This window comes from Streptomyces sp. NPDC002265 (assembly GCF_040296125.1).
Lineage (GTDB): Bacteria > Actinomycetota > Actinomycetes > Streptomycetales > Streptomycetaceae > Streptomyces.
The window spans coordinates 1-25,917 of record NZ_JBEOWS010000109.1; the positions used below are offsets into that span (position 1 = coordinate 1).

At 72.6% G+C, this 25,917-nt stretch carries 24 protein-coding genes; 18 read left to right on the forward strand and 6 right to left on the reverse strand.

Annotated features, from left to right (window positions below):
* Nucleotides 1-540 precede the first annotated feature (540 nt).
* The 8 genes from ABT085_RS20325 (at nt 541) to htpX (ending at nt 9,363) form a co-directional block, all read left to right on the forward strand.
* Complete coding sequence (locus tag ABT085_RS20325) at nt 541-1,509, forward strand: complex I subunit 1/NuoH family protein (RefSeq protein WP_351609456.1); 969 nt, start codon at nt 541-543, stop codon at nt 1,507-1,509.
* The gene (locus ABT085_RS20330; RefSeq protein WP_351609459.1) at nt 1,509-2,069 is read left to right on the forward strand and encodes a NuoI/complex I 23 kDa subunit family protein; all 561 of its coding nucleotides are present in this window, start codon (nt 1,509-1,511) and stop codon (nt 2,067-2,069) included. Before ABT085_RS20325 ends, ABT085_RS20330 begins: the two co-directional genes overlap by 1 nt.
* Nucleotides 2,066-2,734: an NADH-quinone oxidoreductase subunit J family protein gene (locus ABT085_RS20335; protein ID WP_351609462.1), complete on the forward strand. Its 669-nt coding sequence runs from the start codon at nt 2,066-2,068 to the stop codon at nt 2,732-2,734. Before ABT085_RS20330 ends, ABT085_RS20335 begins: the two co-directional genes overlap by 4 nt.
* The gene (gene nuoK / locus ABT085_RS20340; RefSeq protein ID WP_351609465.1) at nt 2,734-3,138 is read left to right on the forward strand and encodes an NADH-quinone oxidoreductase subunit NuoK; all 405 of its coding nucleotides are present in this window, start codon (nt 2,734-2,736) and stop codon (nt 3,136-3,138) included. The genes ABT085_RS20335 and nuoK overlap by 1 nt, the downstream gene beginning before the upstream one ends.
* Entirely contained in the window at nt 3,135-5,168 is a 2,034-nt protein-coding gene (locus ABT085_RS20345) for an NADH-quinone oxidoreductase subunit 5 family protein (protein ID WP_351609468.1), read from the forward strand. The genes nuoK and ABT085_RS20345 overlap by 4 nt, the downstream gene beginning before the upstream one ends.
* Nucleotides 5,169-5,174: 6 nt before the next feature.
* Nucleotides 5,175-6,758, forward strand: coding sequence for a complex I subunit 4 family protein (locus tag ABT085_RS20350; RefSeq protein ID WP_351609471.1), 1,584 nt, complete (start codon nt 5,175-5,177; stop codon nt 6,756-6,758).
* The gene (locus tag ABT085_RS20355) at nt 6,755-8,314 is read left to right on the forward strand and encodes an NADH-quinone oxidoreductase subunit N (RefSeq protein WP_351609474.1); all 1,560 of its coding nucleotides are present in this window, start codon (nt 6,755-6,757) and stop codon (nt 8,312-8,314) included. The genes ABT085_RS20350 and ABT085_RS20355 overlap by 4 nt, the downstream gene beginning before the upstream one ends.
* A 185-nt stretch (nt 8,315-8,499) precedes the next feature.
* Nucleotides 8,500-9,363: a zinc metalloprotease HtpX gene (gene htpX / locus ABT085_RS20360; protein WP_351609477.1), complete on the forward strand. Its 864-nt coding sequence runs from the start codon at nt 8,500-8,502 to the stop codon at nt 9,361-9,363.
* 60 nt (nt 9,364-9,423) lie between these two features.
* Here htpX and ABT085_RS20365 read toward each other — a convergent pair whose 3' ends face one another.
* Together ABT085_RS20365 and ABT085_RS20370 are read right to left on the reverse strand one after the other, a co-directional pair.
* Nucleotides 9,424-9,825, reverse strand: a complete 402-nt coding sequence (locus ABT085_RS20365) for a YccF domain-containing protein (protein WP_351609480.1) — start codon at nt 9,823-9,825, stop codon at nt 9,424-9,426.
* 194 nt (nt 9,826-10,019) lie between these two features.
* Entirely contained in the window at nt 10,020-11,264 is a 1,245-nt protein-coding gene (locus ABT085_RS20370; protein ID WP_351609483.1) for an APC family permease, read from the reverse strand.
* 165 nt (nt 11,265-11,429) lie between these two features.
* Here ABT085_RS20370 and ABT085_RS20375 point away from each other — a divergent pair, with 165 nt between their 5' ends.
* The 8 genes from ABT085_RS20375 (at nt 11,430) to ABT085_RS20410 (ending at nt 21,579) form a co-directional block, all read left to right on the forward strand.
* The gene (locus ABT085_RS20375; protein WP_351609485.1) at nt 11,430-11,696 is read left to right on the forward strand and encodes a GlsB/YeaQ/YmgE family stress response membrane protein; all 267 of its coding nucleotides are present in this window, start codon (nt 11,430-11,432) and stop codon (nt 11,694-11,696) included.
* Nucleotides 11,697-11,964: 268 nt separating this feature from the next.
* The gene (locus tag ABT085_RS20380; RefSeq protein ID WP_351609488.1) at nt 11,965-12,825 is read left to right on the forward strand and encodes a TrmH family RNA methyltransferase; all 861 of its coding nucleotides are present in this window, start codon (nt 11,965-11,967) and stop codon (nt 12,823-12,825) included.
* A gap of 90 nt (nt 12,826-12,915) precedes the next feature.
* Entirely contained in the window at nt 12,916-14,052 is a 1,137-nt protein-coding gene (locus ABT085_RS20385) for a sensor histidine kinase (RefSeq protein WP_351609491.1), read from the forward strand.
* Nucleotides 14,053-14,184: 132 nt separating this feature from the next.
* Nucleotides 14,185-15,330: a phenylalanine--tRNA ligase subunit alpha gene (pheS, locus tag ABT085_RS20390; protein ID WP_351609493.1), complete on the forward strand. Its 1,146-nt coding sequence runs from the start codon at nt 14,185-14,187 to the stop codon at nt 15,328-15,330.
* Nucleotides 15,330-17,846, forward strand: a complete 2,517-nt coding sequence (gene pheT / locus ABT085_RS20395; protein WP_351609496.1) for a phenylalanine--tRNA ligase subunit beta — start codon at nt 15,330-15,332, stop codon at nt 17,844-17,846. The genes pheS and pheT overlap by 1 nt, the downstream gene beginning before the upstream one ends.
* A 357-nt stretch (nt 17,847-18,203) precedes the next feature.
* Nucleotides 18,204-19,295, forward strand: coding sequence for a PP2C family protein-serine/threonine phosphatase (locus ABT085_RS20400; RefSeq protein ID WP_351609499.1), 1,092 nt, complete (start codon nt 18,204-18,206; stop codon nt 19,293-19,295).
* Nucleotides 19,296-19,553: 258 nt separating this feature from the next.
* A complete protein-coding gene (locus tag ABT085_RS20405) occupies nt 19,554-20,891 on the forward strand; it encodes an NsdA family TPR-like regulatory protein (protein WP_351609502.1) in 1,338 nt (445 codons plus the stop codon).
* Between the two features lie 142 nt (nt 20,892-21,033).
* Nucleotides 21,034-21,579, forward strand: a complete 546-nt coding sequence (locus tag ABT085_RS20410; RefSeq protein ID WP_351609504.1) for an NUDIX domain-containing protein — start codon at nt 21,034-21,036, stop codon at nt 21,577-21,579.
* 26 nt (nt 21,580-21,605) lie between these two features.
* Here the strand turns inward: ABT085_RS20410 and ABT085_RS20415 are convergent, their stop codons facing one another.
* Both ABT085_RS20415 and ABT085_RS20420 read right to left on the reverse strand, forming a co-directional pair.
* Complete coding sequence (locus ABT085_RS20415; RefSeq protein WP_351609507.1) at nt 21,606-21,863, reverse strand: hypothetical protein; 258 nt, start codon at nt 21,861-21,863, stop codon at nt 21,606-21,608.
* Nucleotides 21,864-22,070: 207 nt separating this feature from the next.
* Entirely contained in the window at nt 22,071-22,931 is an 861-nt protein-coding gene (locus tag ABT085_RS20420; RefSeq protein WP_351609509.1) for a 3-hydroxybutyryl-CoA dehydrogenase, read from the reverse strand.
* Between the two features lie 174 nt (nt 22,932-23,105).
* On the opposite strand from ABT085_RS20420, the gene ABT085_RS20425 reads away from it, so the two are divergent.
* The gene (locus tag ABT085_RS20425; RefSeq protein WP_351609511.1) at nt 23,106-24,428 is read left to right on the forward strand and encodes a glycoside hydrolase family 10-like protein; all 1,323 of its coding nucleotides are present in this window, start codon (nt 23,106-23,108) and stop codon (nt 24,426-24,428) included.
* A 1-nt stretch (nt 24,429) separates the two neighbouring features.
* Here ABT085_RS20425 and ABT085_RS20430 read toward each other — a convergent pair whose 3' ends face one another.
* Both ABT085_RS20430 and ABT085_RS20435 read right to left on the reverse strand, forming a co-directional pair.
* Nucleotides 24,430-24,624 (reverse strand): DUF1918 domain-containing protein, encoded by a 195-nt coding sequence (locus ABT085_RS20430; RefSeq protein WP_351609514.1) that lies wholly within the window; start codon nt 24,622-24,624, stop codon nt 24,430-24,432.
* Nucleotides 24,625-24,650: 26 nt separating this feature from the next.
* Nucleotides 24,651-25,613 (reverse strand): DMT family transporter, encoded by a 963-nt coding sequence (locus ABT085_RS20435; protein ID WP_351609517.1) that lies wholly within the window; start codon nt 25,611-25,613, stop codon nt 24,651-24,653.
* On the opposite strand from ABT085_RS20435, the gene ABT085_RS46720 reads away from it, so the two are divergent.
* The coding region (locus ABT085_RS46720; RefSeq protein ID WP_502982767.1) for a GntR family transcriptional regulator at nt 25,612-25,917 on the forward strand (306 nt) is incomplete at its 3' end. The genes ABT085_RS20435 and ABT085_RS46720 overlap by 2 nt on opposite strands.

Sequence of the window (25,917 nt, forward strand, 5' to 3'; positions counted from 1 at the left end):
GTCCGCCTCGCAGCGGACGGGAGCAGCGGGCGCAGCGGCAGCGACAGGACCCACGGGAACGGCGGGAGCGCGTCGCTCCCGCTCGGCCACGGAGGGGTCCGCGTCCCAGCGCGCCGAAACCCCCGCGGCTCCGGCCCCGGGCACGCCCGCCCGGCCCTCCGCCACCGGTCCCCGCAGCTCGGACGCCCCGTGGCACCACGCCCGCCCGGCCTTCGACGAACCGGAACCGATGCCGGCACAGGACCCGGCTCCCGAGCCGGAGCCTGCGCCCGAGCCCGAGCCGGCTCCCGAGCCGAAGCAGGCACCGACGCCTGAGTCGGAACGTGAGCCCGAGCCCGACTCGGCTCCCGAGCCTGAGCCCGCTCCCGAACCGGCGCCCGCGCCCGAGCCTGAGTCCGCTCCCGAACCGGCGCCTGTGCCCGAGCCCGAGCCCGCGTCCGAGTCCGCTCCCGGGCCCGAGGTGAAGTCGGCGCCGGGCAAGGATCCCGTGTCCGACGAACCGACCCCCGACGCCCCCACCGACCCCCAAGGAGGCCCGCAGTGAACGACGCGCTGGATGTCGCCCTGCGACTCCTCGTCGTCTTCGGCGTCTTCCTCACCTTCCCCCTGATCGTCGGTCAGACCGAGCACAAGGTGATGGCCCACATGCAGGGCCGCCTCGGCCCGATGTACGCCGGTGGCTTCCACGGCTGGGCCCAGCTGGTCGCGGACGGTGTGAAGTTCGCGCAGAAGGAGGACGTGGTCCCGGCGGGCGCGGACCGCCGTGTCTTCCAGCTGGCTCCCGCCGTGGCCCTCCTGCCCTACCTCCTGGTGCTGCTCGCCATCCCGATCGGGCCGGGGGAGGGCGCGGTCGGCCAGGTCGTCGACGCGGGCATCTTCTTCGTGCTCGCCGTGATGGGTGTCGGCGTCCTCGGCTCCCTCATGGCCGGCTGGGCCTCCGCCAACAAGTTCTCCCTCCTCGGCGGCCTGCGCACCGCCGCCCAGCTCCTCGCCTACGAACTGCCGATGCTGCTCGCCGCCGCCTCGGTGGCGATGGCGGCCGGCACGGTCTCCCTGCCCGGCATCGTGGCCTCCTTCCACTGGTGGTGGCTGCCCTGGCAGCTCACCGGCGCGTTCGTCTTCTTCATCGCCGGCCTCGCCGAACTCCAGCGCCCGCCCTTCGACATGCCCGTCGCCGACTCGGAGATCATCTTCGGCGCGTACACCGAGTACACCGGTCTGCGTTTCGCCCTCTTCCTCCTCGCCGAGTACGCCGGAATCGTCGTCCTGTGCGCTCTGACCACCGTGCTCTTCCTGGGCGGCTGGCACGGTCCGTGGGGCGCCGACGGCCTCGGCTGGGTCTGGACCCTGCTGAAGACCGCGCTGCTCGCCTTCGTCGTGATCTGGCTCCGCGTCACCTACCCCCGGCTGCGCGAGGACCAGCTTCAGAGGTTCTCCTGGACCCTCCTCGTCCCGCTCTCCCTCGCCCAGATCGCCCTCACCGGCATCGTCAAGGTGGTGATCTCCTAATGGCCCCCTTCCCCGGCTCCGGACTGGCCAAGGGCCTGGCCGTCACCCTGCGCACGATGACGAAGAAGACGGTCACCGCGCAGTACCCGGACGTCCAGCCCGACCTCCCGCCCCGCTCCCGCGGTGTGATCGGCCTGTTCGAGGAGAACTGCACGGTCTGCATGCTGTGCGCCCGTGAGTGCCCCGACTGGTGCATCTACATCGACTCCCACAAGGAGACGGTCCCGCCCGCGGCCCCCGGCGGCCGCGAGCGCAGCCGCAACGTCCTCGACCGGTTCGCCATCGACTTCTCCCTGTGCATGTACTGCGGTATCTGCATCGAGGTGTGTCCCTTCGACGCCCTTTTCTGGTCCCCGGAGTTCGAGTACGCCGAGACCGACATCCACGAACTCACCCACGAACGCGACAAGCTCCGTGAGTGGATGTGGACGGTCCCGGCCCCGCCGGCCCTGGACCCGGCGGCGGAGGAACCCAAGGAGATCGCCGCAGCCCGCAAGACCGCCGAGAAACTGACCGCCGCGCAGGACCGGCCGGACGAGCGGCAGGGGGAGCAGCCGTGACCCTCGCCGCCACCGCCGTCCCGCACGGTTTCCTCTCCCCGACGGGCGTGGAGATCGCCTTCCTCCTCGTCGGCATGGTCACCTTCGGCGCCGCGCTCGTCACCGTCACCACCCGGCAACTGGTGCACGCCGCCCTGTGGCTCGTGGTGACCCTCGGCGGCCTGGCCGTCGAGTACCTCCTGCTGACGGCCGAGTTCATCGCCTGGGTGCAGGTCCTCATCTACGTCGGTTCCGTCGTCGTCCTCCTGCTGTTCGGTCTGATGCTCACCAGGGCTCCGATCGGCCGCTCCCCGGACGCCGACTCCGGCAACCGCTGGGCCGCCCTCACGGTGGCCACGGCCGCGGCGGCTGCCCTGGTCTGGGTCGTCGTCGACGCCTTCCGCGCCACCTGGATCGACCTGGACGGAGAACCCGCCGGCACCACCCGCGTCACCGGCGAGAGCCTCTTCCAGAACTGGGTCCTCCCCTTCGAGGCCCTCTCCGTCCTCCTCCTCGCCGCCCTGGTCGGCGCGATCGTCCTGTCCCGCAAGGCGAAGGCGGACGCGACGGCGACCGCTTCCCCACGCACCCCTGACCCGGACGGCGCCGCCGGACGGCCGAACGGCGCCGGCAGCCCGGACCGGGCCCGGAGGGCCGCCGAGGCCGACCAGGAAGGCGTCCGCTGATGCACCTCGTCTATCCCGCCGTGCTCTCCGCCCTCCTCTTCTGCACCGGCCTCTACGGCGTCCTCGCCCGCCGCAACGCGATCCTGGTCCTGATGTCGGTCGAGCTGATGCTCAACGCCGTCAACCTCAACCTGGTCGCATTCGACGTCTGGCTCAGCAGGACCGCCGAGGAGACCCTGCACTCCGGCCAGGCCCTGACCCTGTTCACCATCGCCATCGCCGCCGCCGAGATCGGTATCGGCCTGGCGATCGTCCTCGCCGTCCACCGCAACCGCGGCACCTCGGACATCGACAAGCTCCGCGACACCGCCGAGGGCCCCGGCAAGGACGGCCCCGACAGCGGCGATCTCGCGGCGGAGAAGGCCGACGACATGGCCGGCGAGAAGGCTGAGGCCACCGCGTGACCACGACAACCCTTGCCGCGCTCGTCCCCCTCCTTCCCTTCCTGGGCGCCGCGGCCGGACTGCTCCTGGGCCGCACCGCCCCCGGCTTCGTCCGCCCGCTCGCCGTGCTGCCGACGCTCGGGGCGCTCGTCCTCGCCGTACTGGTCGCGGTGCGCCAGGGCGGCGGCCGGGCGATCGACGCCGCCACCGAACTCACGCCCACCGGCTCGGTGCCCATCGAACTCGCCCTGCACATCGACGGCTTCGCCGCCCTCGTCGCCATCCTGGTCGGCGTCGTCGCCACCTGCGTGCAGATCTATTCGACGGGCTACCTGCACAACGACCCGCGCTACCCCTCCTACGCCGCGCTCGTCTCCCTGTTCACCTCCGCGATGCTCCTGGTCGTCTACTCCGGCGATCTGATGGTGCTGCTGGTCGGCTGGGAGGTCATGGGCATCTGCTCCTACTTCCTGGTCGGCCACTACTGGGAGACACCGGAGGCCCGCGCCGCCTCCCTGAAGGCCTTCCTGGTCACCAAGCTCGGCGACGTCCCCTTCCTGATCGGTCTGTTCGCCCTCGCCACCGACGCCGGCTCCTTCCAGATCACCAAGGTCCTCGGCGCCGTCGCCAGTGGCGGCATCCACCATGTGACCCTGGTCGCCCTGCTGCTCCTGGCGGGCGTGGCGGGCAAGTCTGCGCAGTTCCCGCTGCACACCTGGCTCCCCGACGCGATGGCGGGCCCCACCCCCGTCTCGGCGCTGATCCACGCCGCGACCATGGTGGCCGCCGGTGTCTACTTCGTCGCCCGGCTCCTTCCGCTCTTCCAGGCCTCCGCGGCGGCCATGGTCGTCCTCGCCGTGATGGCCGCCGTCACCATGACGGGGGCGGCGCTCGCGGCGCTCGCCCAGGACGACATCAAGCGCGTCCTCGCCTACTCGACGATCAGTCAGCTCGGCTACATGACCGGCGCCCTCGCCGTCGGCGACCGCGGTGCCGCCGTCTTCCACCTCCTGTCGCACGGCGCCTTCAAGGCGCTGCTGTTCCTCGCCGCCGGCGTGGTCATCCACGCCACCGGCACCAACTCGCTCGCCGCCATGTCCCGGATGACGGGCCTGCGGGACCGCGTCCCGGACGCCTACTGGACGATGACCGTGGCGCTGCTCTCCCTTGCCGCGATCCCGCCGTTCAGCGGGTTCTTCTCCAAGGAGTCCGTCCTCGGCGCCGCCGAACACGTCATCGCCGGCCACACCGGGCACGCCCCCGTCGCCGCGGGCTGGACGGTCCTCGTCGCCGGCCTGGTCACCGCCCTGCTCACCGCCGGGTACGCGACCCGGCTGTGGCTGCTCGCCTTCCGCGGACAGGGCGCCGAGGTGCCGGGCCTCGCCTCGAGCGCCGACCCCGGCCGGGCCGAGGAGCACCGGGTCCGCGAGCCCCTCAGCATGACCGTCGTGCTGTGGGTGCTCGCCGTCCCGTCCCTCGCCTTCGGCGGGTTCGCCTATGCGTCACTGCCCGGCTGGTTCGACGGCCGCGACCTGACTCCGACGCTCACCACGTCCATCCTCGGCACGGGCCTCGCCCTGGTCGGCGGACTGGTCACCTACGGCGCCTGGCAGCGCGTCACGGCCCTCGCCCCCCGGGTGCCGCTCGGCGCGGTCGCAGCCCACCCCGGCGGCGACGCCGGACTCGTCGAGGCCGAGGCCATCGCCGCCCACGAGCCGGCCTACGGGGACATCGCCCGGGCCCCCGACCCGGCCGACCCCGGCCGCCTCCTGCTCGGCCCGCTGCACCGCCACGCGGCCGCCGGTTTCCACCTGGACGCCCTGTACGGCGTGCTGTTCGTCCGCCCGGTCCAGGCCGGTGCGAGCCTCGTGCGGTTCCTCGACCGCGAGGTCGTCGACACCTACGTACGTGGCGCGGGCGCCCTACCCCGCTGGCTCGGTGCCGCCGTACGGCGGGCCCAGACCGGCAATGTGCAGACCTATGTGAGCGCGCTGCTCGCCGGTGCCGTCGTCCTGACGGTCGCCGCCGTCCTCGTCGCCACGGGAGCGTGAGCAGGCGTGATCGATATCAACGAGTCCGTGATGCAGTTCCTTCTGGCGTTCGTCGTCGTCGGCCCGCTCCTCGGTGCCGTCGCCGCCCTGCTGCCGGCCCCGCCCGGACTGAAGGGGAAGTCGCCCGAGCAGGCCGTGCTGCGGCACGGCGTGACCGTCACCGGCGTCGTCCTGCTGGCCGCGATCGTCCTGGCGCTCGGCTTCGACCACGACCACCCGTCGAAGATGCAGGCCACCACGGACATCAGCTGGATCCCCGCGCTCGACGTACGGATCCACCTCGGCGTCGACGGCATCTCCCTCCCCCTTCTGGTCCTGACCGCGCTGCTGACCTTCCTGTGCGCGCTGTACTCCTACTTCAAGCCGCCCGCGGGCCCGGCCCCGAAGGCGTTCGTCGCACTGCTGCTCGTCCTGGAGTCCGGCACCCTCGCCACCTTCGCCGTCCTCGACCTGCTGCTGTTCTTCCTCGCCTTCGAGACGGTCCTGATCCCGATGTACTTCCTCATCGCCCGCTGGGGCGGCGCCGGACGGACTCAGGCGGCTTGGAAGTTCATCCTCTTCACCCTGCTCGGTTCGGTCGTCATGCTGCTCGGCCTGCTCCTGATCGGAATCAAGGCGGGCACATTCGACATGGTGGCACTCGCCACTGACAACGGCCGGTCGCTGACCACATCCGTGCAGGTCATCGCCGCTCTGGCGATCGGGATCGGGCTCGCGGTGAAGACGCCGATGTGGCCGCTGCACAGCTGGCTGCCCGATGCCCACACCGCCGCGCCGACCGTCGGCTCGGTCCTGCTGGCCGGCGTGCTGCTGAAGATGGGCACGTACGGGTTCGTGCGGATCCTCCTGCCGATCACGCCCGACGGCCTGAGCACCTTCGCGCCCTATCTCGCCGCCTTCGCCGTCGTCGGGATCGTCTACGGATCCCTGGCCTGCCTGGCCCTCGCCAAACAGGGTGCGAAGGGCGACCTCAAGCGTCTGATCGCCTACTCCTCCGTCGGCCACATGGGCTTCGTCCTGCTCGGCATCGCGACCATGACCCCGACCGGCGTGAACGGCGCCCTGTTCGCCAACATCGCCCACGGCCTCATCACCGGCCTGCTCTTCTTCCTGGTCGGCGCTCTGAAGGACCGCACCGGCAGCACCGACCTCGACACCCTCGCCGAGGAGACCGGAGCGGCGCTCTACGGCAGGGCCCCGCGCCTGGGCGGCCTGCTCGCCTTCGCCGCGGTCGCCTCGCTCGGCCTGCCCGGCCTCGCCGGGTTCTGGGGCGAGATGCTGGCGCTGTTCGGCGCGTTCGACCCGGCCGCGGGCCTCAGCCGCCCGGCCTTCCTGACCTTCATGGCGATCGCCGCGTTCGGCACGCTGCTCACGGCCGCGTACATGCTCATCGTGGTGCGGCGCGTCTGCATGGGCGCCGTCCCGTCGGACCCGCAGCGGACCGGGCGGCTCGCCGACGTCCAGGCCTACGAGTTCGCGGCCTGGACCCCGCTCGTCGCCCTCACCGTCGTGGCCGGACTGTGGCCCAGGGCCCTTCTCGGCCTGACCGACCCGGCCGTGCAGCAGCTCCTCGCAGGAGGCACCCGATGAGCGTCCTGGCCCTGCCCGCGGCCCAGCCCCTGGCCGAGTCCACGGCACAGACCGCCGCCCAGTCCGTGGTCCAGTCCGTCGACTGGCTCGCCGTCGCGCCGCCCACCCTCGCGGCCGTGGTCGGACTGGCCGTCCTCGTCGCCGACCTGTTCCTGCCCGAGGCCAGGAAGGCCGTGCTCGGCTGGACCTCGGTCGCGGGACTCGCCGCGGCCGCACTCCTGCTGCTGCCCCTGCGCGACGGCGGCCGCTCCACCTTCTGCCTCACCGGCGAACCGGCGGTGTGCAGCTACACCGTGGACCGCTTCACCCTCGTCGTGCAGTTCCTGGTCCTCGGCGGCGCCCTCCTCGCGGCGCTCCTGTCCGTCACCACCCTGAAGGACGCCGACAAGGCGCTGCCCGAGGGGGAGTACTGGTTCCTGCTGCTCTCCTCCGCCGCGGGCGCCGCCCTGCTGCCCGCCTCCCGCGACCTCGCCACCCTCGTCGTCGCCCTGGAGGTCGCCTCCCTGCCCGCGTTCGCCCTGGTCGGCATCCGGCACGGCGACCGGAAGTCCTCCGAAGCGGCGCTGAAGTTCTTCCTGTCCTCGGTGACCGCGACCGCGGTCAGCCTGATGGGCATCAGCTTCGTGTACGCCTGCACCGGCAGCCTCTACCTCACCCAGGTCGCCGACCGCATCCAGCACGTCGACAGCCGCCTGCACACGCTCGCCGCGGCCGGCGTCGTCCTCACCCTCGTCGGGTTCGCCTTCAAGACGGCCGCCGTCCCCTTCCACTTCTGGGTGCCCGACACCTACGTGGGAGCCCCCCTCCCCGTCGCCGCCTACCTGTCGGTGGTCGGCAAGGCGGTCGGCTTCTCCGGGCTGATCCTCGTCACCGTCGTCGCCCTCCCGTCGTACGCCGACGCCTGGGGCCCGGCGCTGGCCGCGCTGGCCGCCCTCACCATGACCGTCGGCAATGTCGGCGCGCTGCGCCAGCAGGCCACGCGCGCGTACAGCGCGGTACGGCTGCTCGCGTGGTCGTCCGTCGGCCAGGCCGGCTACCTCCTCGTACCGATCGCCGCCGCCGCGTACTCCGACGACCCGCAGAAGTCGGTGGGCTCCACGCTCGCGTACGCCCTGATGTACGCGGCCGTGAACCTGGGCGCCTTCGCGGTGGCCGCCCTGGTCGGCCGCAGGAGCCCCCTGAACCGCCTCACGGACTACCGCGGCCTCTACGCCTCGAACCCCCTGGCCGCCCTGCTCCTGGCCTTCTTCCTGCTCTGCCTCGCCGGACTGCCGCCGGGCGTCATCGGCCTGTTCGCGAAGGTCACCGTGTTCTCGGCGGCCGTCGACGCGGGCCTGGGCTGGCTCGCGGTGGTGATGGCCGTCAACGTGGTGATCGCGCTCTTCTACTACCTCCAGTGGACGACGCTGCTGTTCCGCGCGCCCGAGGGCGAGCCCGAGCGGCATCGCGTCCCGGCTCCCCTCACCGCCGCCGTCGCCCTGACCGGCGTCCTGGGCATCGCCCTGTCCGGCGCTCCGCAGCTGGTCCTGCGCTTCGCCGCCACCGGGCTGTTCTGAGACCGGCGCGCCGCGCGGGCCCGTCACCCGGACGGCGGACGCGCCCGGTCGCGGGCACAAGGGAACTCGGCGCTCCCGCCTGGCGTTGACGAGAGCGGGAGGGTCCACTGGACGTGACACGACACCAGTGGCATCGGAGACAGCAAGCAAAGGGTTCCCCTGCTGCACCACTTGGAGGGCGTACCGTGCACCGCCGGCACAACGGGCTCAGGACCGCAGTCCTTCTCGGAGGACTGTCCGCACTCATCATCCTGATCGGCAGCTTCTTCGGCCGTACGGGCCTGATCGTCGCGGTCGTCGTCGCTCTCGGCACCAACGCGTACGCGTACTGGAACAGCGACAAACTGGCGCTACGCGCGATGCGTGCCCGCCCGGTGAGCGAGTTCGAGGCCCCGGCGCTGTACCGCATGGTCCGCGAGCTCTCCACCCAGGCCCGCCAGCCCATGCCGCGCCTGTACATCTCCCCGACGGAGGCCCCGAACGCCTTCGCGACCGGCCGCAACCCGCGCAACGCCGCCGTGTGCTGCACCGAGGGCATCCTGCGGATCCTGGACGAGCGCGAGCTGCGCGGAGTCATCGGCCATGAGCTCAGCCACGTCTACAACCGCGACATCCTGATCTCGTCCGTCGCCGGCGCCCTCGCGTCGGTGATCATGTTCTTGGTCAACTTCGCCTGGCTCATCCCGGTCGGCCGTTCGAACGACGACGACGGCCCCGGCTTCCTGGGCCTGTTGCTGATCATGATCCTGGGCCCGCTCGCGGCCACCGTCATCCAACTGGCCATCAGCCGCTCCCGGGAGTACGAGGCGGACGCCTCCGGCGCCCAGCTCACCGGCGACCCGATAGCGCTCGCCAGCGCCCTGCGCAAGCTCGACGCGGGCACCAAGCAACTGCCGCTGCCCCCCGAGCCGCGCATCGAGACCGCGAGCCACATGATGATCGCGAACCCGTTCCGGCCCGGCCAGGGACTGTCGAAGATGTTCTCCACCCACCCGCCGATGGCGGAGCGCATCGCCCGGCTGGAGCGGATGGCGGGCCGCCGGGCGTAGGGCCTGTCGTTTGGATCAGCCCGGCCGGCGCCCGCCGGCGCCCGCCGCGCACGGCCCCGGTCAGCGCCCGCCGAAACCCTCGTCCGTCGACACCACTTCCCGCCCCAGCGGCATCAGCGAGATCGGGATCAGCTTCAGGTTGGCCCAGCCGAACGGGATGCCGATGATCGACAGGAAGAGCGGGATGCTGGTGACCAGGTGCGCCAGGGCCAGCCACCAGCCCGCGAAGATCACCCAGATCACGTTGCCGATGAACGACGCGGCTCCGGCGCCGGGCCGCTCCACCGTGGTCCGGCCGAACGGCCACAGCACGAACCCGGCGATGCGCAGCGACGCGATCCCGAACGGGATCGTGATGATCAGTACGAAACAGATCAGGGCGGCGATCGTGTACGCGATGGCCATCCAGATGCCGCAGAAGACCAGCCACAGGATGTTCAGCAACAGGTTGAACAGCTTCATGATCAGTACCTCTCCCCAGGTGGCTGCGCGGACACCGTCCGTTCCGGCCAAGTATGGGCGGGCGGAGCGCCCGACCGTGAGCTGCGGCAGCCTTGTGGCGTGATCGGGAACATCCGGAGACGAACATCCCCGGAATCCACGTAACGCCACACCTCACCGCGCCGCCACACCTCACCGCCGCACGGTCGCCGTCGTCACCCTCGCCGCCGCCACTGCCGTACGCCGTACAGGACGATCCCCGCGGCCAGTACGCCCGCGCCCACCGCCACCGATCCCCACGGCAGCGCGAACGCCAGCACCACGCACCCCAGCAGCCCCGCCACTGGCACCACCCGGGCCGCCGGGGCCGGGTCGAGGGTCCAGGCCGAGGCGTTGGCGACCGCGTAGTACGTCAGTACGCCGAAGGAGGAGAAGCCGATCGCGCCGCGCAGGTCCACCGTGGCGGCGAGCACCGCGACCACCGCCCCCACGGCCAGCTCCGCCCGGTGCGGTACCCGGAACCGCGGATGCACGACGGCCAGCGCGCCCGGCAGATGCCGGTCCCGGGCCATGGCCAGCGTGGTCCGCGAGACACCGAGGATCAGCGCGAGCAGCGACCCCAGGGCGGCCAGGGCCGCCCCGGCCCGGACCACCGGCACCAGCGCCGGCACCCCGGCCGCCCGTACCGCGTCCACCAGAGGTGCCGCGGCGCGCGCGAGCCCGTCCGGCCCCAGCACGGACAGCGCGGCCACCGCCACGCACGCGTACACCACCAGCGTGATGCCGAGGGCCAGCGGGACCGCCCGCGGAATGGTGCGCGCCGGATCCCGTACCTCCTCGCCGAGGGTCGCGATGCGCGCGTACCCGGCGAACGCGAAGAACAGCAGTCCGGCGGCCTGGAGCACCCCGCCCACGCCCCCGGAGGCACCGGTGCCCAGCCGTCCGGCGGCGGACGCCCCGGACCCCAGGCAGACGACCACCACGGCCGCGAGCACGGCCAGCACCACCGTCACGATCGACCGCGTCAGCCACGCCGACTTCTGGACGCCGCCGTAGTTCACCGCGGTCAGCGCCACCACGGCCGCCACCGCCACCGCATGGGCCTGCCCCGGCCAGAGGTACGTGCCCACCGTCAGCGCCATCGCCGCGCACGAGGCGGTCTTGCCGACCACGAACGACCAGCCCGCGAGATACCCCCAGAACGCCCCGAGCCGCTCGCGCCCGTACACGTACGTGCCGCCCGAGGCGGGATACCGGGCCGCGAGCCGGGCGGACGAGGTGGCGTTGCAGTAGGCGACCACCGCGGCCAGGGCGAGCCCGAGCAGCAGCCCGGAACCGGCCGCGCGCGCAGCGGGCGCCAGGGCCGCGAAGACGCCGGCGCCGATCATCGAGCCGAGACCGATGACGACGGCATCGCCCACGCCCAGCGTTCGCCGCAGTTCAGAGCCGGACTGTGTCATGGGCGGCACCCTACTGACCGTCGCAACCACCGGAAGGCGCGTCGGCGTCTTCCTGGCCGACACATCACGAACGGGCGCGACGAGAACGGCGGGACACAGTCCGGCCGGAAGAAAGTCACAGCGCCGGGACAGTGCAAGCACAACCTGGAGGGGCAGGTTCACGGCATGAGCATCATCAGCTGGATCATCCTGGGGCTGTTGGCCGGAGCCATCGCCAAGTTCCTGCTGCCGGGCCGTGACCCGGGCGGCTTCATCGGTACGACCGTGATCGGCATCGTGGGCGCGTTCCTCGGCGGCTGGATATCGGCCCGCTGGCTGGACCACCCGATCACCAAGAGCTTCTACGACGGCGCCACCTGGGCGGCGGCGATCGGCGGAGCGCTCGTGCTCCTGATCGCCTACCGCCTGCTGTTCGGCAACTCGCGCGACTGACCCCGGCGCACGCGAGGGAGGGGGGTTCAACAGCGGGGGGGGCACCCACCCCGCCGGCCGCCCCACCCCCCGCCGCCCCCCCCCCCCGGCGGGTCCGACTCTGTCTGCACGCCGGCCCAGGACCCGTCCGGCCGCCGGTTCTGTCCGGGTCCCGAGCCCCGTCCGGCCGCCGACCCTGTCCGGGTCCCGAGTCCCGTCCGGGCCTCCGGCCGATCCGGGCCCCCGGCGGAGCGAACAAGAACCCCTGGACTCTTCGAAGGTGAACCCCATGCCTCCCGCCGCCCCCGAGCTGATCTCCCCCCGTTCGCCCCGCGTCTCGGCCGCGCGGCGGCTCGCCCGGCGGAACTTCCGGGGCAAGGAGCGGCTGTTCCTCGCGGAGGGGCCGCAGGCCGTGCGCGAGGCCGCCGGCCACCGCAGCGACGCGGTGCCCACGCTCGTCGAGCTGTTCGCCACCGTCGAGGCCGCCGAGCGCTACGCCGACATCGTCGGGCAGGCCCGCGCCGCCGGCGCCCGGGTCCACCTCGCCGACGAGCAGGTCATCGAGGACATCTCGACCACCGTCACCCCGCAGGGACTCGTCGGGGTCTGCCGGTTCCTCGACACCCCCTTCGAGGAGATCCTCGCCGCCCGCCCCCGGCTCGTCGCCGTCCTCGCCAACGTCCGCGACCCCGGCAACGCCGGCACCGTGCTGCGCTGCGCGGACGCCGCCGGAGCCGAGGCGGTCGTCCTGACCGACGCCTCCGTCGACGTGTACAACCCCAAGGCCGTGCGCGCCTCCGTCGGCTCCCTCTTCCACCTCCCGGTCGCCGTCGGCGTACCCGTCGAGCGGGCCGTGGCCGGACTCAAGGCCGCGGGCGTACGCATTCTCGCCGCCGACGGAGCCGGCCACGACGACCTCGACGACGAACTCGACCAGGGCACCATGGGCGGACCCACCGCCTGGGTGTTCGGCAACGAGGCCTGGGGGCTCCCGGAGGAGACCCGCGCACTCGCCGACGCCGTCGTGCGCGTGCCGATCCACGGAAAGGCCGAGAGCCTGAACCTCGCCACCGCGGCCGCCGTATGTCTCTATGCGTCGGCCCGTGCACAGCGCGCCTCCGGAGGGTGCCGCTCCGTCACCGAGAGCTAGTAGGGTGACCAGCCCGGGGGCCATCCCCCGAGCTCTCGGCTGCGCGTCGGCAGGGGGAGCCCCATGCCGTCAGAGAGGTGGGGTACCGGGATGAATGTCGGCACGAGCGGCGCACCGGAAGCGAGCGCGGCGGGCCATGTCCCCGCCTCCCGCTGCGGTGATACCGCCGGGTCCGGCATCGACCCCGACGAGCTGCCCGACGGCCTGGTGATCGCCGACGAGCACGGGCACATCGTGTGCTTCAACGCCGCCGCCGCCCGCATCACCGCCACCCCCGCCGCCGACGCCCTCGGGCAGCGGCTGGAGAAGGCGCTGCCGCTGGAGGACCTGGAGGGGCGGCGCTGGTGGCAGCTGACCGACCCCTACGGCGGGCTGTCCATCCGGGTCCGCCAGCCCGAGCGCAACCTGCTGCTGCCCGGCGGCCGGGAGGTGCTGGTGTCCGCCCGGTACGTCCGTACCCGGCCCACCGGCCCGCTCCACCGCCTGGTCGTGACCCTCCGTGACACCGAGGCGCGCCGCCGCACCGAACGCAGCCACGCCGAGCTGATCGCGACCGTCGCCCACGAACTGCGCTCGCCGCTGACCTCCGTCAAGGGATTCACCGCCACCCTGCTGGCCAAGTGGGAACGGTTCACCGACGACCAGAAGCGGCTGATGCTGGAGACCGTCGACGCCGACGCCGACCGCGTCACCCGGCTCATCGCCGAACTGCTGGACATCTCGCGCATCGACTCCGGCCGGCTTGAGGTGCGCCGCCAGCCCGTCGACATGGGCGCGGCCGTGGGCCGCCACATCCAGGCGTACGTCGCCGCAGGCCAGCCCGCCGACCGCTTCCTGCTGCGGATCGAGCAGCCGCTGCCCGCGCTGTGGGCCGACCCCGACAAGGTCGACCAGGTGCTGAGCAACCTGCTGGAAAATGCCGTGCGGCACGGCGAGGGAACCGTCACGATTGACGTCACGCCCTCGGCGTCCCCCCGCGAGGGGGAAGACATCGGCACGTCCGTCACAGTGAGTGACGAGGGCCCCGGCATCCCGGAGGAGTCCATGAACCGCGTCTTCACCCGCTTCTGGCGGGGCAGCAAGCGCGGCGGCACGGGCCTGGGGCTTTACATCGTCAAGGGCATCGTCGAGGCCCACGGCGGCCTCATCACGGTCGGCCGAGCGCCCGGCGGCGGCGCGGAGTTCCGATTTACGTTGCCCGTGAGCATGCCGGCCTACCTGGTCTGAGCAGCCCGCGGGCGCATTCGTTCGTCCTCACCCCGTTAGACTCGGCCTTTGGCACCTTTGTGTCCCGGGGCGGCTCTTCGAGCGAGTCGGTGACGGGGACCTTCAGCCAGCCAACCGGAAGCACGGGAAGAGATGTCGGCACCGAATAAGTCGTACGACCCTGTAGAGGTCGAGGCGTTGAAACCGGAAGAGATCGAGCGCATGCGGGACGAGGCGCTCGCCGCCTTCGCCGCCGCGGACTCGCTCGACGCGCTCCAGGAGGCCAAGGTCGCCCACACCGGCGGCACCTCGCCCCTGGCCCTGGCCAACCGCGAGATCGGCGCCCTGCCTCCGCACGCCAAGGCGGCCGCGGGCAAGCTGGTCGGCCAGGCCCGGGGCGCCGTGAACAAGGCCCTCGCCGGCCGCCAGAGCGAGCTCGAGGCCGAGCGCGACGCCCGGGTGCTGGTCGAGGAGGCGGTGGACGTCACGCTGCCCCACGACCGGGTACCGAGCGGCGCCCGGCACCCGCTGACCACGCTCTCGGAGCGCATCGAGGACGTCTTCGTGGCCATGGGCTACGAGGTCGCCGAGGGCCCGCAGGCCGAGGCCGAGTGGTTCAACTTCGACGCACTCAACATCGGCCCGGACCACCCGGCCCGCGGCGAGGCCGACACGTTCTTCGTGCAGACCGCGTCCCGGAGCGGCTCCGCCGCGGGCGACGGCGGCACCGAGTCCGGTGTCGTGCTGCGCACCCACACCTCGCCCGTGCAGATCCGCTCCCTGCTGGGGCGCGAGCTGCCCGTGTACGTGATCTGCCCCGGCCGGGTGTACCGCACCGACGAGCTGGACGCGACCCACACCCCGGTCTTCCACCAGGTCGAGCTGCTCGCCGTGGACGAGGGCCTGACCATGGCCGACCTCAAGGGCACCCTGGACCACATGGTCCAGTCGCTGTTCGGCGAGGGCATGAAGACCCGGCTGCGGCCGAACTTCTTCCCGTTCACCGAGCCGTCCGCCGAGATGGACATGGTGTGCTACGTCTGCCGCGGCGAGTCCGTCGGCAACCCCGACCGGCCCTGCCGTACCTGTTCCTCCGAGGGCTGGATCGAGCTCGGCGGCTGCGGCATGGTCAACCCCAAGGTGCTGACCGCGTGCGGCGTCGACCCGGAGAAGTACAGCGGCTTCGCCTTCGGGTTCGGCATCGAACGGATGCTGATGTTCCGCCACAACGTCGAAGACATGCGAGACATGGTCGAGGGTGACGTCCGGTTCACCCGGCCGTTCGGGATGGAGATCTGATGCGGGTCCCGCTTTCTTGGCTGCGGGAGTACGTCGACCTGCCGGCCACCGAAACCGGCCGTGACGTCCAGGAGAAGCTGGTCTCGGCCGGCCTGGAGGTCGAGACCGTCGAGCAGCTCGGCGCCGACCTCAAGGGCCCGCTGGTCGTGGGCCAGGTGCTGACCATCGAGGAGCTGGAGGGCTTCAAGAAGCCGATCCGCTTCTGCACGGTCGACGTCGGCACCGCCAACGGCACCGGCGAGCCCCAGGAGATCGTCTGCGGCGCCCGCAACTTCGCCGTCGGGGACAAGGTCGTCGTGGTGCTGCCCGGCGCCGTCCTGCCCGGCAACTTCGCGATCGCCGCCCGCAAGACGTACGGCAAGACCTCCCACGGCATGATCTGCTCCGGCGACGAGCTGGGCATGGGCGACGACGGCAGCCACGGCATCATCGTGCTGCCGCCGGAGACCGAGGTCGGCAAGGACGCCATCGAGCTGCTGGAGCTGGTCGACGAGGTCCTCGACATCGCCGTCACCGCCAACCGCGGCGACTGCCTGTCGATCCGCGGCGTCGCCCGCGAGACGGCCATCGCCTACGGTCTGCCGCTGCGCGACCCCGCGCTGCTCGACGTCCCGGGCCCCAACGCGTTCGGCTACCCGGTCCAGGTCTCCGACCCGGCCGGCTGCGACCGCTTCACGGCCCGCACCGTCACCGGTCTCGACCCGGAGGCCCGCTCCCCGATCTGGCTGCGCCGCCGGCTCCAGAAGGTCGGCATGCGCCCGATCTCGCTCGCCGTCGACGTCACGAACTACGTGATGACGGAGCTCGGCCAGCCCCTGCACGCCTACGACCGCAACCTGGTCCAGGGCACCATCGGCGTGCGCCGGGCCGAGGAGGGCGAGAAGCTCGTCACCCTCGACGGCGTCGAGCGCAAGCTGCACGCCGAGGACCTGGTGATCACCGACGAGCGCGGCCCGATCGGCCTCGCCGGTGTCATGGGAGGCGCCAACACCGAGATCGCCGACCACGCCGACGTCGAGAACGCCAGCACCGAGATCGTCATCGAGGCCGCGCACTTCGACCAGGTGTCGATCGCCCGCACGGCACGCCGGCACAAGATGTCCTCGGAGGCGTCCCGGCGCTTCGAGCGCGGTGTCGACCCGCAGGCCGCGGCGGCCGCCGCCCAGCGCACGGTGGACCTGCTGGTGCTGCTCGCCGGCGGTACGGCCGAGGCGGGCGTCACCGAGGTGATCGCGGCGTCCGCGCCGCACACCATCGCCCTGCCGGCCGGCCACCCGGACAAGGTCGCGGGCGTGGACTACGGCCGCGAGACCGTCGTACGCCGGCTCCAGGAGATCGGCTGCGACGTCTACGGCCAGGACGAGCTCCTCGTCACCGTGCCGTCGTGGCGGCCCGACCTCACCGAGCCGAACGACCTGGCCGAAGAGGTGATCCGGCTGGAGGGCTACGAGAACCTGCCCTCCACCCTGCCCAAGCTCCCCTCGGGCCGTGGCCTGACCCACCGGCAGCGGCTGCACCGCCGGGTCGGCCGGGCCCTGGCCGGCGCGGGCTACATCGAGGCGCCGAACTACCCGTTCGTCGGCGAGCAGGTCTTCGACCAGCTCGGCCTCGACGCCGCCGACCCGGCCCGCCGGGTCGTGAAGCTGACCAACCCGCTCAACGACGAGGAGCCCGCGCTGCGCACGTCGCTGCTGCCGGGCCTGCTCGGCGCGCTGCGCCGCAACGACGGCCGGGGCTCGCACGACCTGGCGCTCTTCGAGACCGGGCTGGTCTTCCACCCGCGCGCGGAGCAGCGGCTCGCCGTCTCGCCGCCCGTGGACCGGCGTCCCACCGAGGAGGAGATCGCCGCCCTCGACGCGGCGCTGCCCGAGCAGCCGCGCCATGTCGCCGTCGTCCTCGCGGGCGCCCGCGAGCAGGCCGGCTGGTGGGGCAAGGGCCGCCCGGCCGACTGGGCCGACGCGGTCGAGGCCGCCCGGACCGTCGCCCGTGAGGCCGGCGCCGAGCTGATCGTGCGGGGCGGCAAGTACGGGCCGTGGCACCCGGGCCGCTGCGCCGAACTGGCCGTCGTCACTGCCGACGGTACGGAGCGGATCGTCGGCCACGCCGGTGAGCTGCACCCGCGCGTCGTCAAGGCCTTCGGCCTGCCGGCCCGCACCAGCGCGGCCGAGCTGAACCTGGACGCCCTGGAGGAGGTCGGCGACGACACCCCGCAGGCGCCCACCATCTCCACCTTCCCCGTCGCCACCCAGGACGTCGCCCTGGTCGTCGACAAGTCGGTCCCGCACGCGGACGTCGAGACCGCGCTGCGCGACGGTGCGGGTGAACTGCTGGAAGCCATCCGGCTGTTCGACGTCTACGAGAACGACGAGCAACTCGGCGCGGGCCACAAGTCCCTTGCGTACGCGCTGCGCTTCCGCGCCGCCGACCGGACGCTGACGGTCGACGAGGCGTCGGCCGCTCGGGACGCCGCGGTGGCGCTGGCCGCTGAGCGTACCGGGGCGGCGCTGCGGAGTTAGTTCCCGGCGGGGAACTGTGCGTCGTCTGCCGACTGCGGGTTGTCGGTGGCCGGTCGCGCAGTTCCCCGCGCCCCTTTCCGGGCTGCGGGTCGGTTGTCGGCTGCGGGTGGTTGGTGGCTGGTCGCGCAGTTCCCCGCGCCCCCTTTGGGCTCCGGGTTGGCCGTCGGCTGCGGGTGGTTGGTGGCTCGTCGCGCAGTTCCCCGCGCCCCTTTGGGGTGCTTTTTTGGCTATCTCACTCGATCGGGTGAGATCTGTCGGGGTCCCGGGTCGGGCGGGAATGCGGTCGACAGAATCGAACCGGCCATTCGGGGCCGGTTTCGGTCTGCGCTGTCAGGGCCTGGATGGGGGGCCATCGACATGTTCCGCATCAGGCTGCCGCTGCGTAGGACCCTCTCACTGGGGTTGCCCACCATGTGGGGCGCCGTGGCGATCACATACAAGCTGGCCTGTCCGCTCGCCCAGGAGAACGGGCTGGGCGCACGGGTCATCAGCAGCGCGGTCTTCTTCGCGGTCGGCGCGGGACTGGTCCTGCATGTCCGCGGGACCCTGCTGCGCGAGCTCAGACAAGCCCGCCGGGTCGCGGGCGCAGCGCAGAACGTGCTGCTGCGGCCACTGCCCCCGCGGCTCGACGGCCTCGGTGTCGCCGCCGCCCAGCTCTCCGCGGACCGCGGCGCCTCGGTCGGCGGCGACCTCTACGAGGCGCTCGCCACCGAGCACGGGGTCCGGGTGGTGATGGGCGACGTCCGCGGCCACGGCATCGGAGCGCTCGGCACCGTCGCCGCCGTCCTCGGCAGCTTCCGCGAGGCCGTGCACGACGAGGCCGAACTCGGCGGCGTGCTGCGCCGTCTGGACCGCGCGCTCGCCCGGCACCTGCGCGCCCAGGCCCGCGCCGAGCACCCCTCGGCCGGAGCACCGCCGGACACCCCGGTCGCCGAGGAGTTCGTCACCGTACTGCTACTGGAGATCGGCCGCGGCGGCGAGGTACGGGCCCTGAACTGCGGTCACCCGTGGCCGTATCTGGTCAGCGGCGGCCGGGTCGAACCGCTGGCCGGCCCGGATCCGCTGCCGCCGCTCGGACCGTTCCCGCTGCCGGACGACCTTCCCGCGCAGTGCCTGGGAGATCTGCTGCCGGGCGAGTCGCTCGTGCTGCACACGGACGGGGCACAGGACGCACGCGACAGCCGCGGCAGGTTCTTCTGCCTGCCCGGCGCGATCGCCGCGGCGGTTCGTGACCACCCGGCCACCCCGCAGTCCGTGCTGCGCTCCGTCTTCACCGCGCTGCGCCGGCACAGCGGTCACCGCCCGGCCGACGACGTGGCCCTGCTCGTCCTGCGCAACGAACGGCTGCGCGGCCCCACTTGCGCGCGGCCGCGCGGCAGCGACACGTACGGCTCCACGGCGCGGGCCGGGCCTGCGCCCACCGACCCCCAGCCGACGAACCACCTCTAGCCCCGAGGCGCCGTTCCGCCGCCGTCCGCCCCGCCACGGAGTGTCGGGCAGGCAGCCGGGCGGACGGCGCGGAAGCGGGCCGCCGTACTTTTCGAGGGGGAGCCGGCGGCCCGGCCGGCCTCTTGCGAGGCATCTCAGTCAACCGGGCCGGGACTCTCCTCAACAGCGCACGCACAGCACGGCTTCGCGCACTCCGTTCGCACCCCGTGTGAAGCGGTACCCACTACTCTGTCGGCACGGATCCACCGGGGGACACCCATGCAGCCCAACACTCTGCTCGACGCGATCCTGGACGAGGCGGGGGTCTCGCATGCCGGGCTGGCCGCGCATGTCAACCAGGCAGGACGGGCCCGTGGACTGGCGCTGAGATACGAACACACCGCCGTGGCCCGGTGGTTGAAGGGGCAGCGGCCGCGCGGCCAGGTGCCCGACCTGATCTGCGAGGTGCTGGCCGCACGGCTGCACCGGCCGGTCACCCTCGACGACATCGGCCTCGGTGTCCCGGGCGAGCCGTCGGCCCCGCACGGCACCCTCTCCGGCTTCGTGGAGCGGGCCACCGCGCTGTGGCGCTCCGACGAACAGCAGCGCCCGCACGTCCTGGGCGCCCCCGCCGTCACCGGTACGCCCGCCGTGATGCCGGTGTGGGAGTGGGAGAACCCGCCCGAGGACGTGGACGTCTCGCGCGGCGGCCGGCACCGGGTCACCTCGGCCGACATCGAGATGCTGCGCGCCGCGCGCACCCACTACGAGCAGATGTACCGCAAGGCCGGCGGTGTCGCGACCCGCAGCCGGATCGTGGGCTTCCTCAACGCCGAGGCGGCCCCGCTGCTGCGCGGCAGCTACACCGACGCCACCGGCCGCCAACTCCACCGGTCCACCGGCGGATTGGTGGCGGTCGCCGGCATCTGCGCGTACGACTCCGACGCGCACGGACTGGCCCAGCGCTACTTCCACCAAGCTCTGAGACTGGCAAAGGCCAGCGGGGACCGGGGACTTGGCGCCTATGTGATCGCGCTGCTGGTCAACCAGTCGCTGTTCATGCGGGAGTACCGTCAGGCCGTCGCCTTCGCCGAGGCCGCGCTGCGCACCGCCGGACGGCACATCACCCCCGCGCTCGCCTCGGATCTGTACGCGATGCAGGCCAAGGCGTACGCCCACCTCGGTGACGGCACGAGCGCCCTGTCCTGCATCCGGCGGGCCGAGGCGGCCGCCGAGCGCATCCGGCGCGGACACGAGCCCGACGAGACCGGCTATGTGCAGCCGGGCCTGGTCAACGTCCAGGTGGCGGAGGCGCTGCTCAGCCTCGGTGAGCTGGCCGCCGCCCGGGAGCACGCGGCGGCCGCCGTGGACAACCCCGCCCACGACCGGGGCCGGGTGCACCGGCTGGCGATGCTCAGCACGATCGAACTGCGCCGGGGCAACGTCGACGAGGCGTTGGCCACGGCGGTGCGGATGGCCGAGCAGGCCCGGGGGATGGAGTCCCAGCGCGTGCGCGACAGACTGCGCGCGGTGCGCGAGAACCTGGTGCGCAGCGGCGTGGCCGGTACGGCCGAGGCCGCCGAGCTCATCGACGGGGCACTGCGCGTACCGCTGTAAGCCCCCGTATTTCCGCCGGTGCGACCCGGCCGGGACCGGCGCCCGCGTCCATGGGGGGCGCGCGGAGCCGCTCGCCGTGCGCCTGCTGTCCGGCTGCTCCTGCTGCGATATTGCCACTTACTCAGCGGAAGGTGGCAGAACCGTGCAGTGGACGAAACAGAACGAACAAACTGTGTATGAAAACCGCTGGTTCAGGGTCAATCTCGCCGATGTCGAACTTCCGGACGGCCGGCATCTCGACCACTTCCTCATACGGCTGCGGCCCGTCGCCGTGGCCACGGTGGTGAACGAGGCCAACGAGGTCCTTCTCCTGTGGCGCCACCGCTTCATCACCGACAGCTGGGGGTGGGAACTCGCCGCGGGTGTCGTCGAGGACGGCGAGGACATCGCCGAAGCGGCCGCCCGGGAACTGGAGGAGGAGACCGGCTGGCGGCCGGGACCTCTGCACCACCTCATGAGCGTGGAGCCGTCCAACGGGCTCACCGACGCCCGGCACCACATCTACTGGGCCGACGAGGGGGAGTTCGTCGGGCATCCCGTGGACGACTTCGAGTCGGACCGCCGGGAATGGGTCCCGCTCAAGCTCGTCCCCGACATGGTCGCCCGCGGTGAGGTCCCGGCCGCCAACATGGCGGCCGCGTTACTGCTGCTGCACCATCTCAGGCTCGGGCAGGACGCCGTGCCCTGAATCCCCCAGGGCGTCCCGGACGTGACCTAGTGGCCGAGGGCCTGCCAGACCGTCACGGCCAGTGCGCCGACCGCCGTGACGGCCGCGATCGAGGGCAGTGGCCAGCGTGCGTGTTCCAGCGAGCCGAGCCGGGTGCTCAGTTCGTCGAGTTCCTTGACGGTCTCTTCGGTGCGGTGGGTGAGCAGAGCCAGCCCGCCCTCGACGCGGGCGCACGCCACATCGAGGCGGCGTCGTAACTCTGCGAGTTCTCCATGGACGACGGGATGTTCGGGATCGGCGGTCATCTGTCCGCTCCTTTCCGTAGTCGTCTCACATCCCTTGCATGTGCATGAAGAGTCAACTCGCCTGGTCGACGCATGGGGAGAGTGTGCGCGCGGCATATGCGGGCCCGCCGTGCACACGGTGTGTGAATGCCGCGGGCCCGGCACCTTCCCAGGTGCCGGGCCCGCGTGGCGTAGCTCGGTGTAGTCGGCCGCCGGCCGACTGCCGCATCAGCCGTAGGTGTAGAAGCCCGAGCCCGTCTTGCGGCCCAGGCGGCCCGCGTCGACCATGCGCTGGAGCAGCGGGGGAGCGGCGTACAGCGGCTCCTTGTACTCGGCGTACATGCTGTTCGCGATCGACACGATGGTGTCCAGACCGATCAGGTCGGACAGCTTCAGCGGGCCCATCGGGTGGGCGCAGCCCATCTCCATGCCGTTGTCGATGTCCTCGCGGCCGGCGATGCCGGACTCGAACATCCGGATGGCGGAGAGCAGATACGGCACCAGCAGCGCGTTGACCACGAAGCCGGAGCGGTCCTGGGCGCGGATGGCGTGCTTGCCGAGCACCTTCTCGGCGAACAGCTGCGCCCGGCTCAGCGTGCCCTCGGAGGTGGTCAGCGCCGGGATCAGCTCGACGAGCTGCTGCACCGGGGCCGGGTTGAAGAAGTGGATGCCGACGACCTGGTCCGGCCGCGAGGTGGCGACGGCCAGCTTCACCAGCGGGATGGAGGAGGTGTTGGACGCCAGGATGGCGTCCGGCCGGGTCATGACCTGGTCCAGGACCTGGAAGATCTCGGTCTTGACCTGCTCGTTCTCCACGACGGCCTCGATCACCAGATCGCGGTCCGCGAACTCGCCGAGGTCGGTGGTGAAGCTCAGGCGCGCCTGGGTCGCCGCCAGCTCCTCCTCGGTGATCTTGCCGCGCTCGGCGGCCTTGGACAGGGAGGAGAACAGCCGGGTACGGCCGTACTCCAGGGCTTCGCCGGTGGTCTCGGCGACCTTGACGTCCAGACCGGCGCGGGCGCAGACCTCGGCGATGCCCGCTCCCATCTGGCCGCAGCCCACCACTCCGACGCGTTCGATGTCGGTCACATCGTCCCTTTCGCTGCGCTGATCCACGACGGTGGCAGGACTGCCGGGTTCGGTGCCTGCTCCGTCCGTGCACGTTACCGCCAAGTATCGATGATCGATCGTCCGGGTGCGGCATCCTTGGCGCCAAGACGTTCCGTGACCGCGCGGTTCCATGGCGCAGGGGGTGCTCGAAGCATGGGCCGACCGACCCGGCGGACGGTCGCGCTGGCGGCCCTGACGGCGCTGACGGCCGCCATGGAGACGGGCGCGACGAGGACGGAGCCGACGGGACGGCGGACCGGGGCCCAGGAGCCTGAGCGGGGGGCCGGCCCGGTGGAGCCGGACCGGCGGCGCGCGCCCGGATCGGCGGGCGGCACGGCGGGCGGCCCGGCCGGGGAGATGCGGGGCGTGTGGCTGGCGACGGTGGGCAACCGCGACTGGCCCTCCCGCCCCGGACTGACGGCGGCCGCGCAGCGCGCGGAGCTGGTCGCGCACCTGGACACGGCGGTGCGCAACCGCCTGAACACGGTGATCTTCCAGGTGCGGCCGACGGCGGACGCGCTGTGGCCCTCTCCGTACGAGCCCTGGTCGCGATGCCTGACCGGCACCCAGGGCCGCGATCCCGGCTGGGACCCGCTGGGCACGGCCGTCACGGAGGCGCACGCCCGGGGGCTGGCGCTGCACGCCTGGTTCAACCCGTACCGCATCGCCTTCGACACCGACCCGGCGCGGCTCGTCGCCGCCCATCCGGCCCGGCGGCACCCGGACTGGGTGGTGGCGTACGGCGGGATGCTCTACTACAACCCGGGTCTGCCCGAGGTGCGCGCCTTCGTCCAGGACGCGATGCTCGACGCGGTCGCCCGCTACCCGGTCGACGGGGTGCACTTCGACGACTACTTCTATCCCCGCCCGATGCCGGGCCAGTCCTTCGACGACGACGCCGCCTACGACGCCCACGGCGGCGCCTTCCCCAACCGGGCCGCCTGGCGCCGCGACAACGTCGACCGGCTGGTGCGGGGCACCGCGGACCGGATCCGGCGGACCCGGCCCGGCGCCCGGTTCGGCATCAGCCCCTTCGGGGTGTGGCGCAACGCCGCCACCGACCCGCTGGGCTCCGACACAGGCGCGGGCGTGCAGACGTACGACGACCTGCACGCGGACACCCGCAGATGGGTCCGCGAGCACTGGATCGACTACCTGGTCCCGCAGCTGTACTGGAACATCGGCCTGCCGGCAGCCGACTACGCGAAGCTGCTGCCCTGGTGGGCGGAGGTCGCCCGGGGGACGGGCACGGACCTGTACGCCGGGGAGGCGCTGTACAAGGCCGGCGACCCGGCCCAGCCCGCGGCCTGGCAGGACCCGGCCGAACTCTCCCGCCACCTCGCGCTCGCCGCGGATCTCCCGCAGGTGCGCGGCCATGTCTTCTTCGCCGCCCGGGAGGTGGCGGCGGACCCGGTCGGTGCGATGGCGCGGGTGGTCGCCGACCACTACAGGCAGCCGGCAAGGCCCCCGCGCTGACTCACCGCTCCTTGTCGGGGTGCTTGACCTCGCAGTCGGGGCCGGGGGACATCACTGCCTCGTGTCCGTCGGGGAAGCGGACGCGGTAGGGCGGGTTGCCCTCCGTGCCCATCACCTCGACGACTTCCGATACCTGGTCGTGTTGGCCGACCACCCTGCCGTGCTGGACAAGCCGGTCGCCTTTGGTTGCGCGCATCTACGGGCCTCCTCACCAGTGCGCGCTCAGCCGCGCGCCCGCTGGGTGACGGCGATGCAGACGAGCACGGCGGCGGCCGTCAGCGGGGCGGCCGGCGTGAGGTGCTCGCCGAGCAGCAGCACCGACCACACCAGTGTGAGCAGCGGCTGCGCCAACTGCAACTGGCTGGCCTTCGGGATGCCGATGGCGGCCATCCCCCGGTACCAGACGACCAGGCCCAGGAACTGCGAGCCGGCCGCGACCCACAGCAGTCCGGCCACGCTGTGCACGCCGAGGTGCGGCGGCTGGTGCACGAGGGCCACGGCGGCCACGGGCACGGTCAGCGGCAGGCACAGCACCAGCGCCCAGCCGATGACCTGCCAGCCCGGCAGCTCACGGGCCAGCCGGCCGCCCTCGGTGTACCCGGCCGCGCACACCAGCAGCGCCCCGAAGAGGTAGAGGTCGGCGGTGGTCAGGGCGCCGCCGCTCTGCTGCACGGTGAAGGCGACCACGGCGGCGGCGCCCGCCAGCGCCGCCGCCCAGAAGGTGCGCGAGGGCCGGGCGCCGACGCGCAGGGCGGACAGCAGCGCGGTCGTCAGCGGGAGCAGGCCGACCACGACGGCGGCGTGCGCGGTGCTGGAGGTGCGCAGGGCGAGGGTGGTGAGCAGCGGAAAGCCGAGGACGACCCCGGCGGCGACGACCGCGAGCCCCGGCCGGTGCCGGCGGGCGGGCAGCGGTATCCGGAGGGCCAGCAGCGCGCCGCCCGCGATCAGCGCCGCGAGCACGCTGCGCACGGAGACCAGGGCCCAGGGTCCGAAGCCCTCCAGGCCCCAGACGGTGGCCGGGAAGGTGAGGGAGAAGGCGACGACACCGAGGGCGGCCTGCGCCGGGCCCGCGGCGGAACCCGGGGCGGAGCGACCAGGGGAAGGGGTGCCGACGGATGTGCCGTCCGGGGCGGGGGTGTCGACCGCTATCCGGGTCGAGGCAGTAGCGCTACTCTGTGCTCTCATGTATGAGCGTAGCAGCGTAGGAGAACTGGCGGAACAGCTGCGAAGAGAGCTCGACCGCTACTCTCCAGGTGGAAAGCTGCCATCGAGCCGGGCGCTCGTGGAGCGGTTCCGGGTGAGTCCGGTGACCGTCTCGCGCGCACTCGCCCAGCTCGCCGCCGAGGGGCTGGTCGTCACCCGGCCCGGGGCGCGGGGGGGGCGGGGCGGGCGCCGCCCCCGGGGGCGGCCCCGCGGGGGGACACCCGCTCGGGGGGGTGGCCAGCACGGCGGCGGGGGCGCCCCCCCCGGTCCGCCCCCCCGGGGCGCC

What these genes read in the sequence shown, in the direction of transcription:
- ABT085_RS20430 (WP_351609514.1), bottom strand. Translation starts at nt 24,624, where the DNA reads ATGCGCGCAACCAAAGGCGACCGGCTTGTCCAGCACGGCAGGGTGGTC.
- nuoK (WP_351609465.1), top strand. Translation starts at nt 2,734, where the DNA reads ATGCACCTCGTCTATCCCGCCGTGCTCTCCGCCCTCCTCTTCTGCACC.
- ABT085_RS20425 (WP_351609511.1), top strand. Translation starts at nt 23,106, where the DNA reads ATGGGCCGACCGACCCGGCGGACGGTCGCGCTGGCGGCCCTGACGGCG.
- ABT085_RS20415 (WP_351609507.1), bottom strand. Translation starts at nt 21,863, where the DNA reads ATGACCGCCGATCCCGAACATCCCGTCGTCCATGGAGAACTCGCAGAG.
- pheS (WP_351609493.1), top strand. Translation starts at nt 14,185, where the DNA reads ATGTCGGCACCGAATAAGTCGTACGACCCTGTAGAGGTCGAGGCGTTG.
- ABT085_RS20370 (WP_351609483.1), bottom strand. Translation starts at nt 11,264, where the DNA reads ATGACACAGTCCGGCTCTGAACTGCGGCGAACGCTGGGCGTGGGCGAT.
- ABT085_RS20400 (WP_351609499.1), top strand. Translation starts at nt 18,204, where the DNA reads ATGTTCCGCATCAGGCTGCCGCTGCGTAGGACCCTCTCACTGGGGTTG.
- ABT085_RS20435 (WP_351609517.1), bottom strand. Translation starts at nt 25,613, where the DNA reads ATGAGAGCACAGAGTAGCGCTACTGCCTCGACCCGGATAGCGGTCGAC.
- ABT085_RS20405 (WP_351609502.1), top strand. Translation starts at nt 19,554, where the DNA reads ATGCAGCCCAACACTCTGCTCGACGCGATCCTGGACGAGGCGGGGGTC.
- ABT085_RS20375 (WP_351609485.1), top strand. Translation starts at nt 11,430, where the DNA reads ATGAGCATCATCAGCTGGATCATCCTGGGGCTGTTGGCCGGAGCCATC.
- ABT085_RS20385 (WP_351609491.1), top strand. Translation starts at nt 12,916, where the DNA reads ATGAATGTCGGCACGAGCGGCGCACCGGAAGCGAGCGCGGCGGGCCAT.
- ABT085_RS20380 (WP_351609488.1), top strand. Translation starts at nt 11,965, where the DNA reads ATGCCTCCCGCCGCCCCCGAGCTGATCTCCCCCCGTTCGCCCCGCGTC.
- pheT (WP_351609496.1), top strand. Translation starts at nt 15,330, where the DNA reads ATGCGGGTCCCGCTTTCTTGGCTGCGGGAGTACGTCGACCTGCCGGCC.
- ABT085_RS20355 (WP_351609474.1), top strand. Translation starts at nt 6,755, where the DNA reads ATGAGCGTCCTGGCCCTGCCCGCGGCCCAGCCCCTGGCCGAGTCCACG.
- ABT085_RS20330 (WP_351609459.1), top strand. Translation starts at nt 1,509, where the DNA reads ATGGCCCCCTTCCCCGGCTCCGGACTGGCCAAGGGCCTGGCCGTCACC.
- ABT085_RS20365 (WP_351609480.1), bottom strand. Translation starts at nt 9,825, where the DNA reads ATGAAGCTGTTCAACCTGTTGCTGAACATCCTGTGGCTGGTCTTCTGC.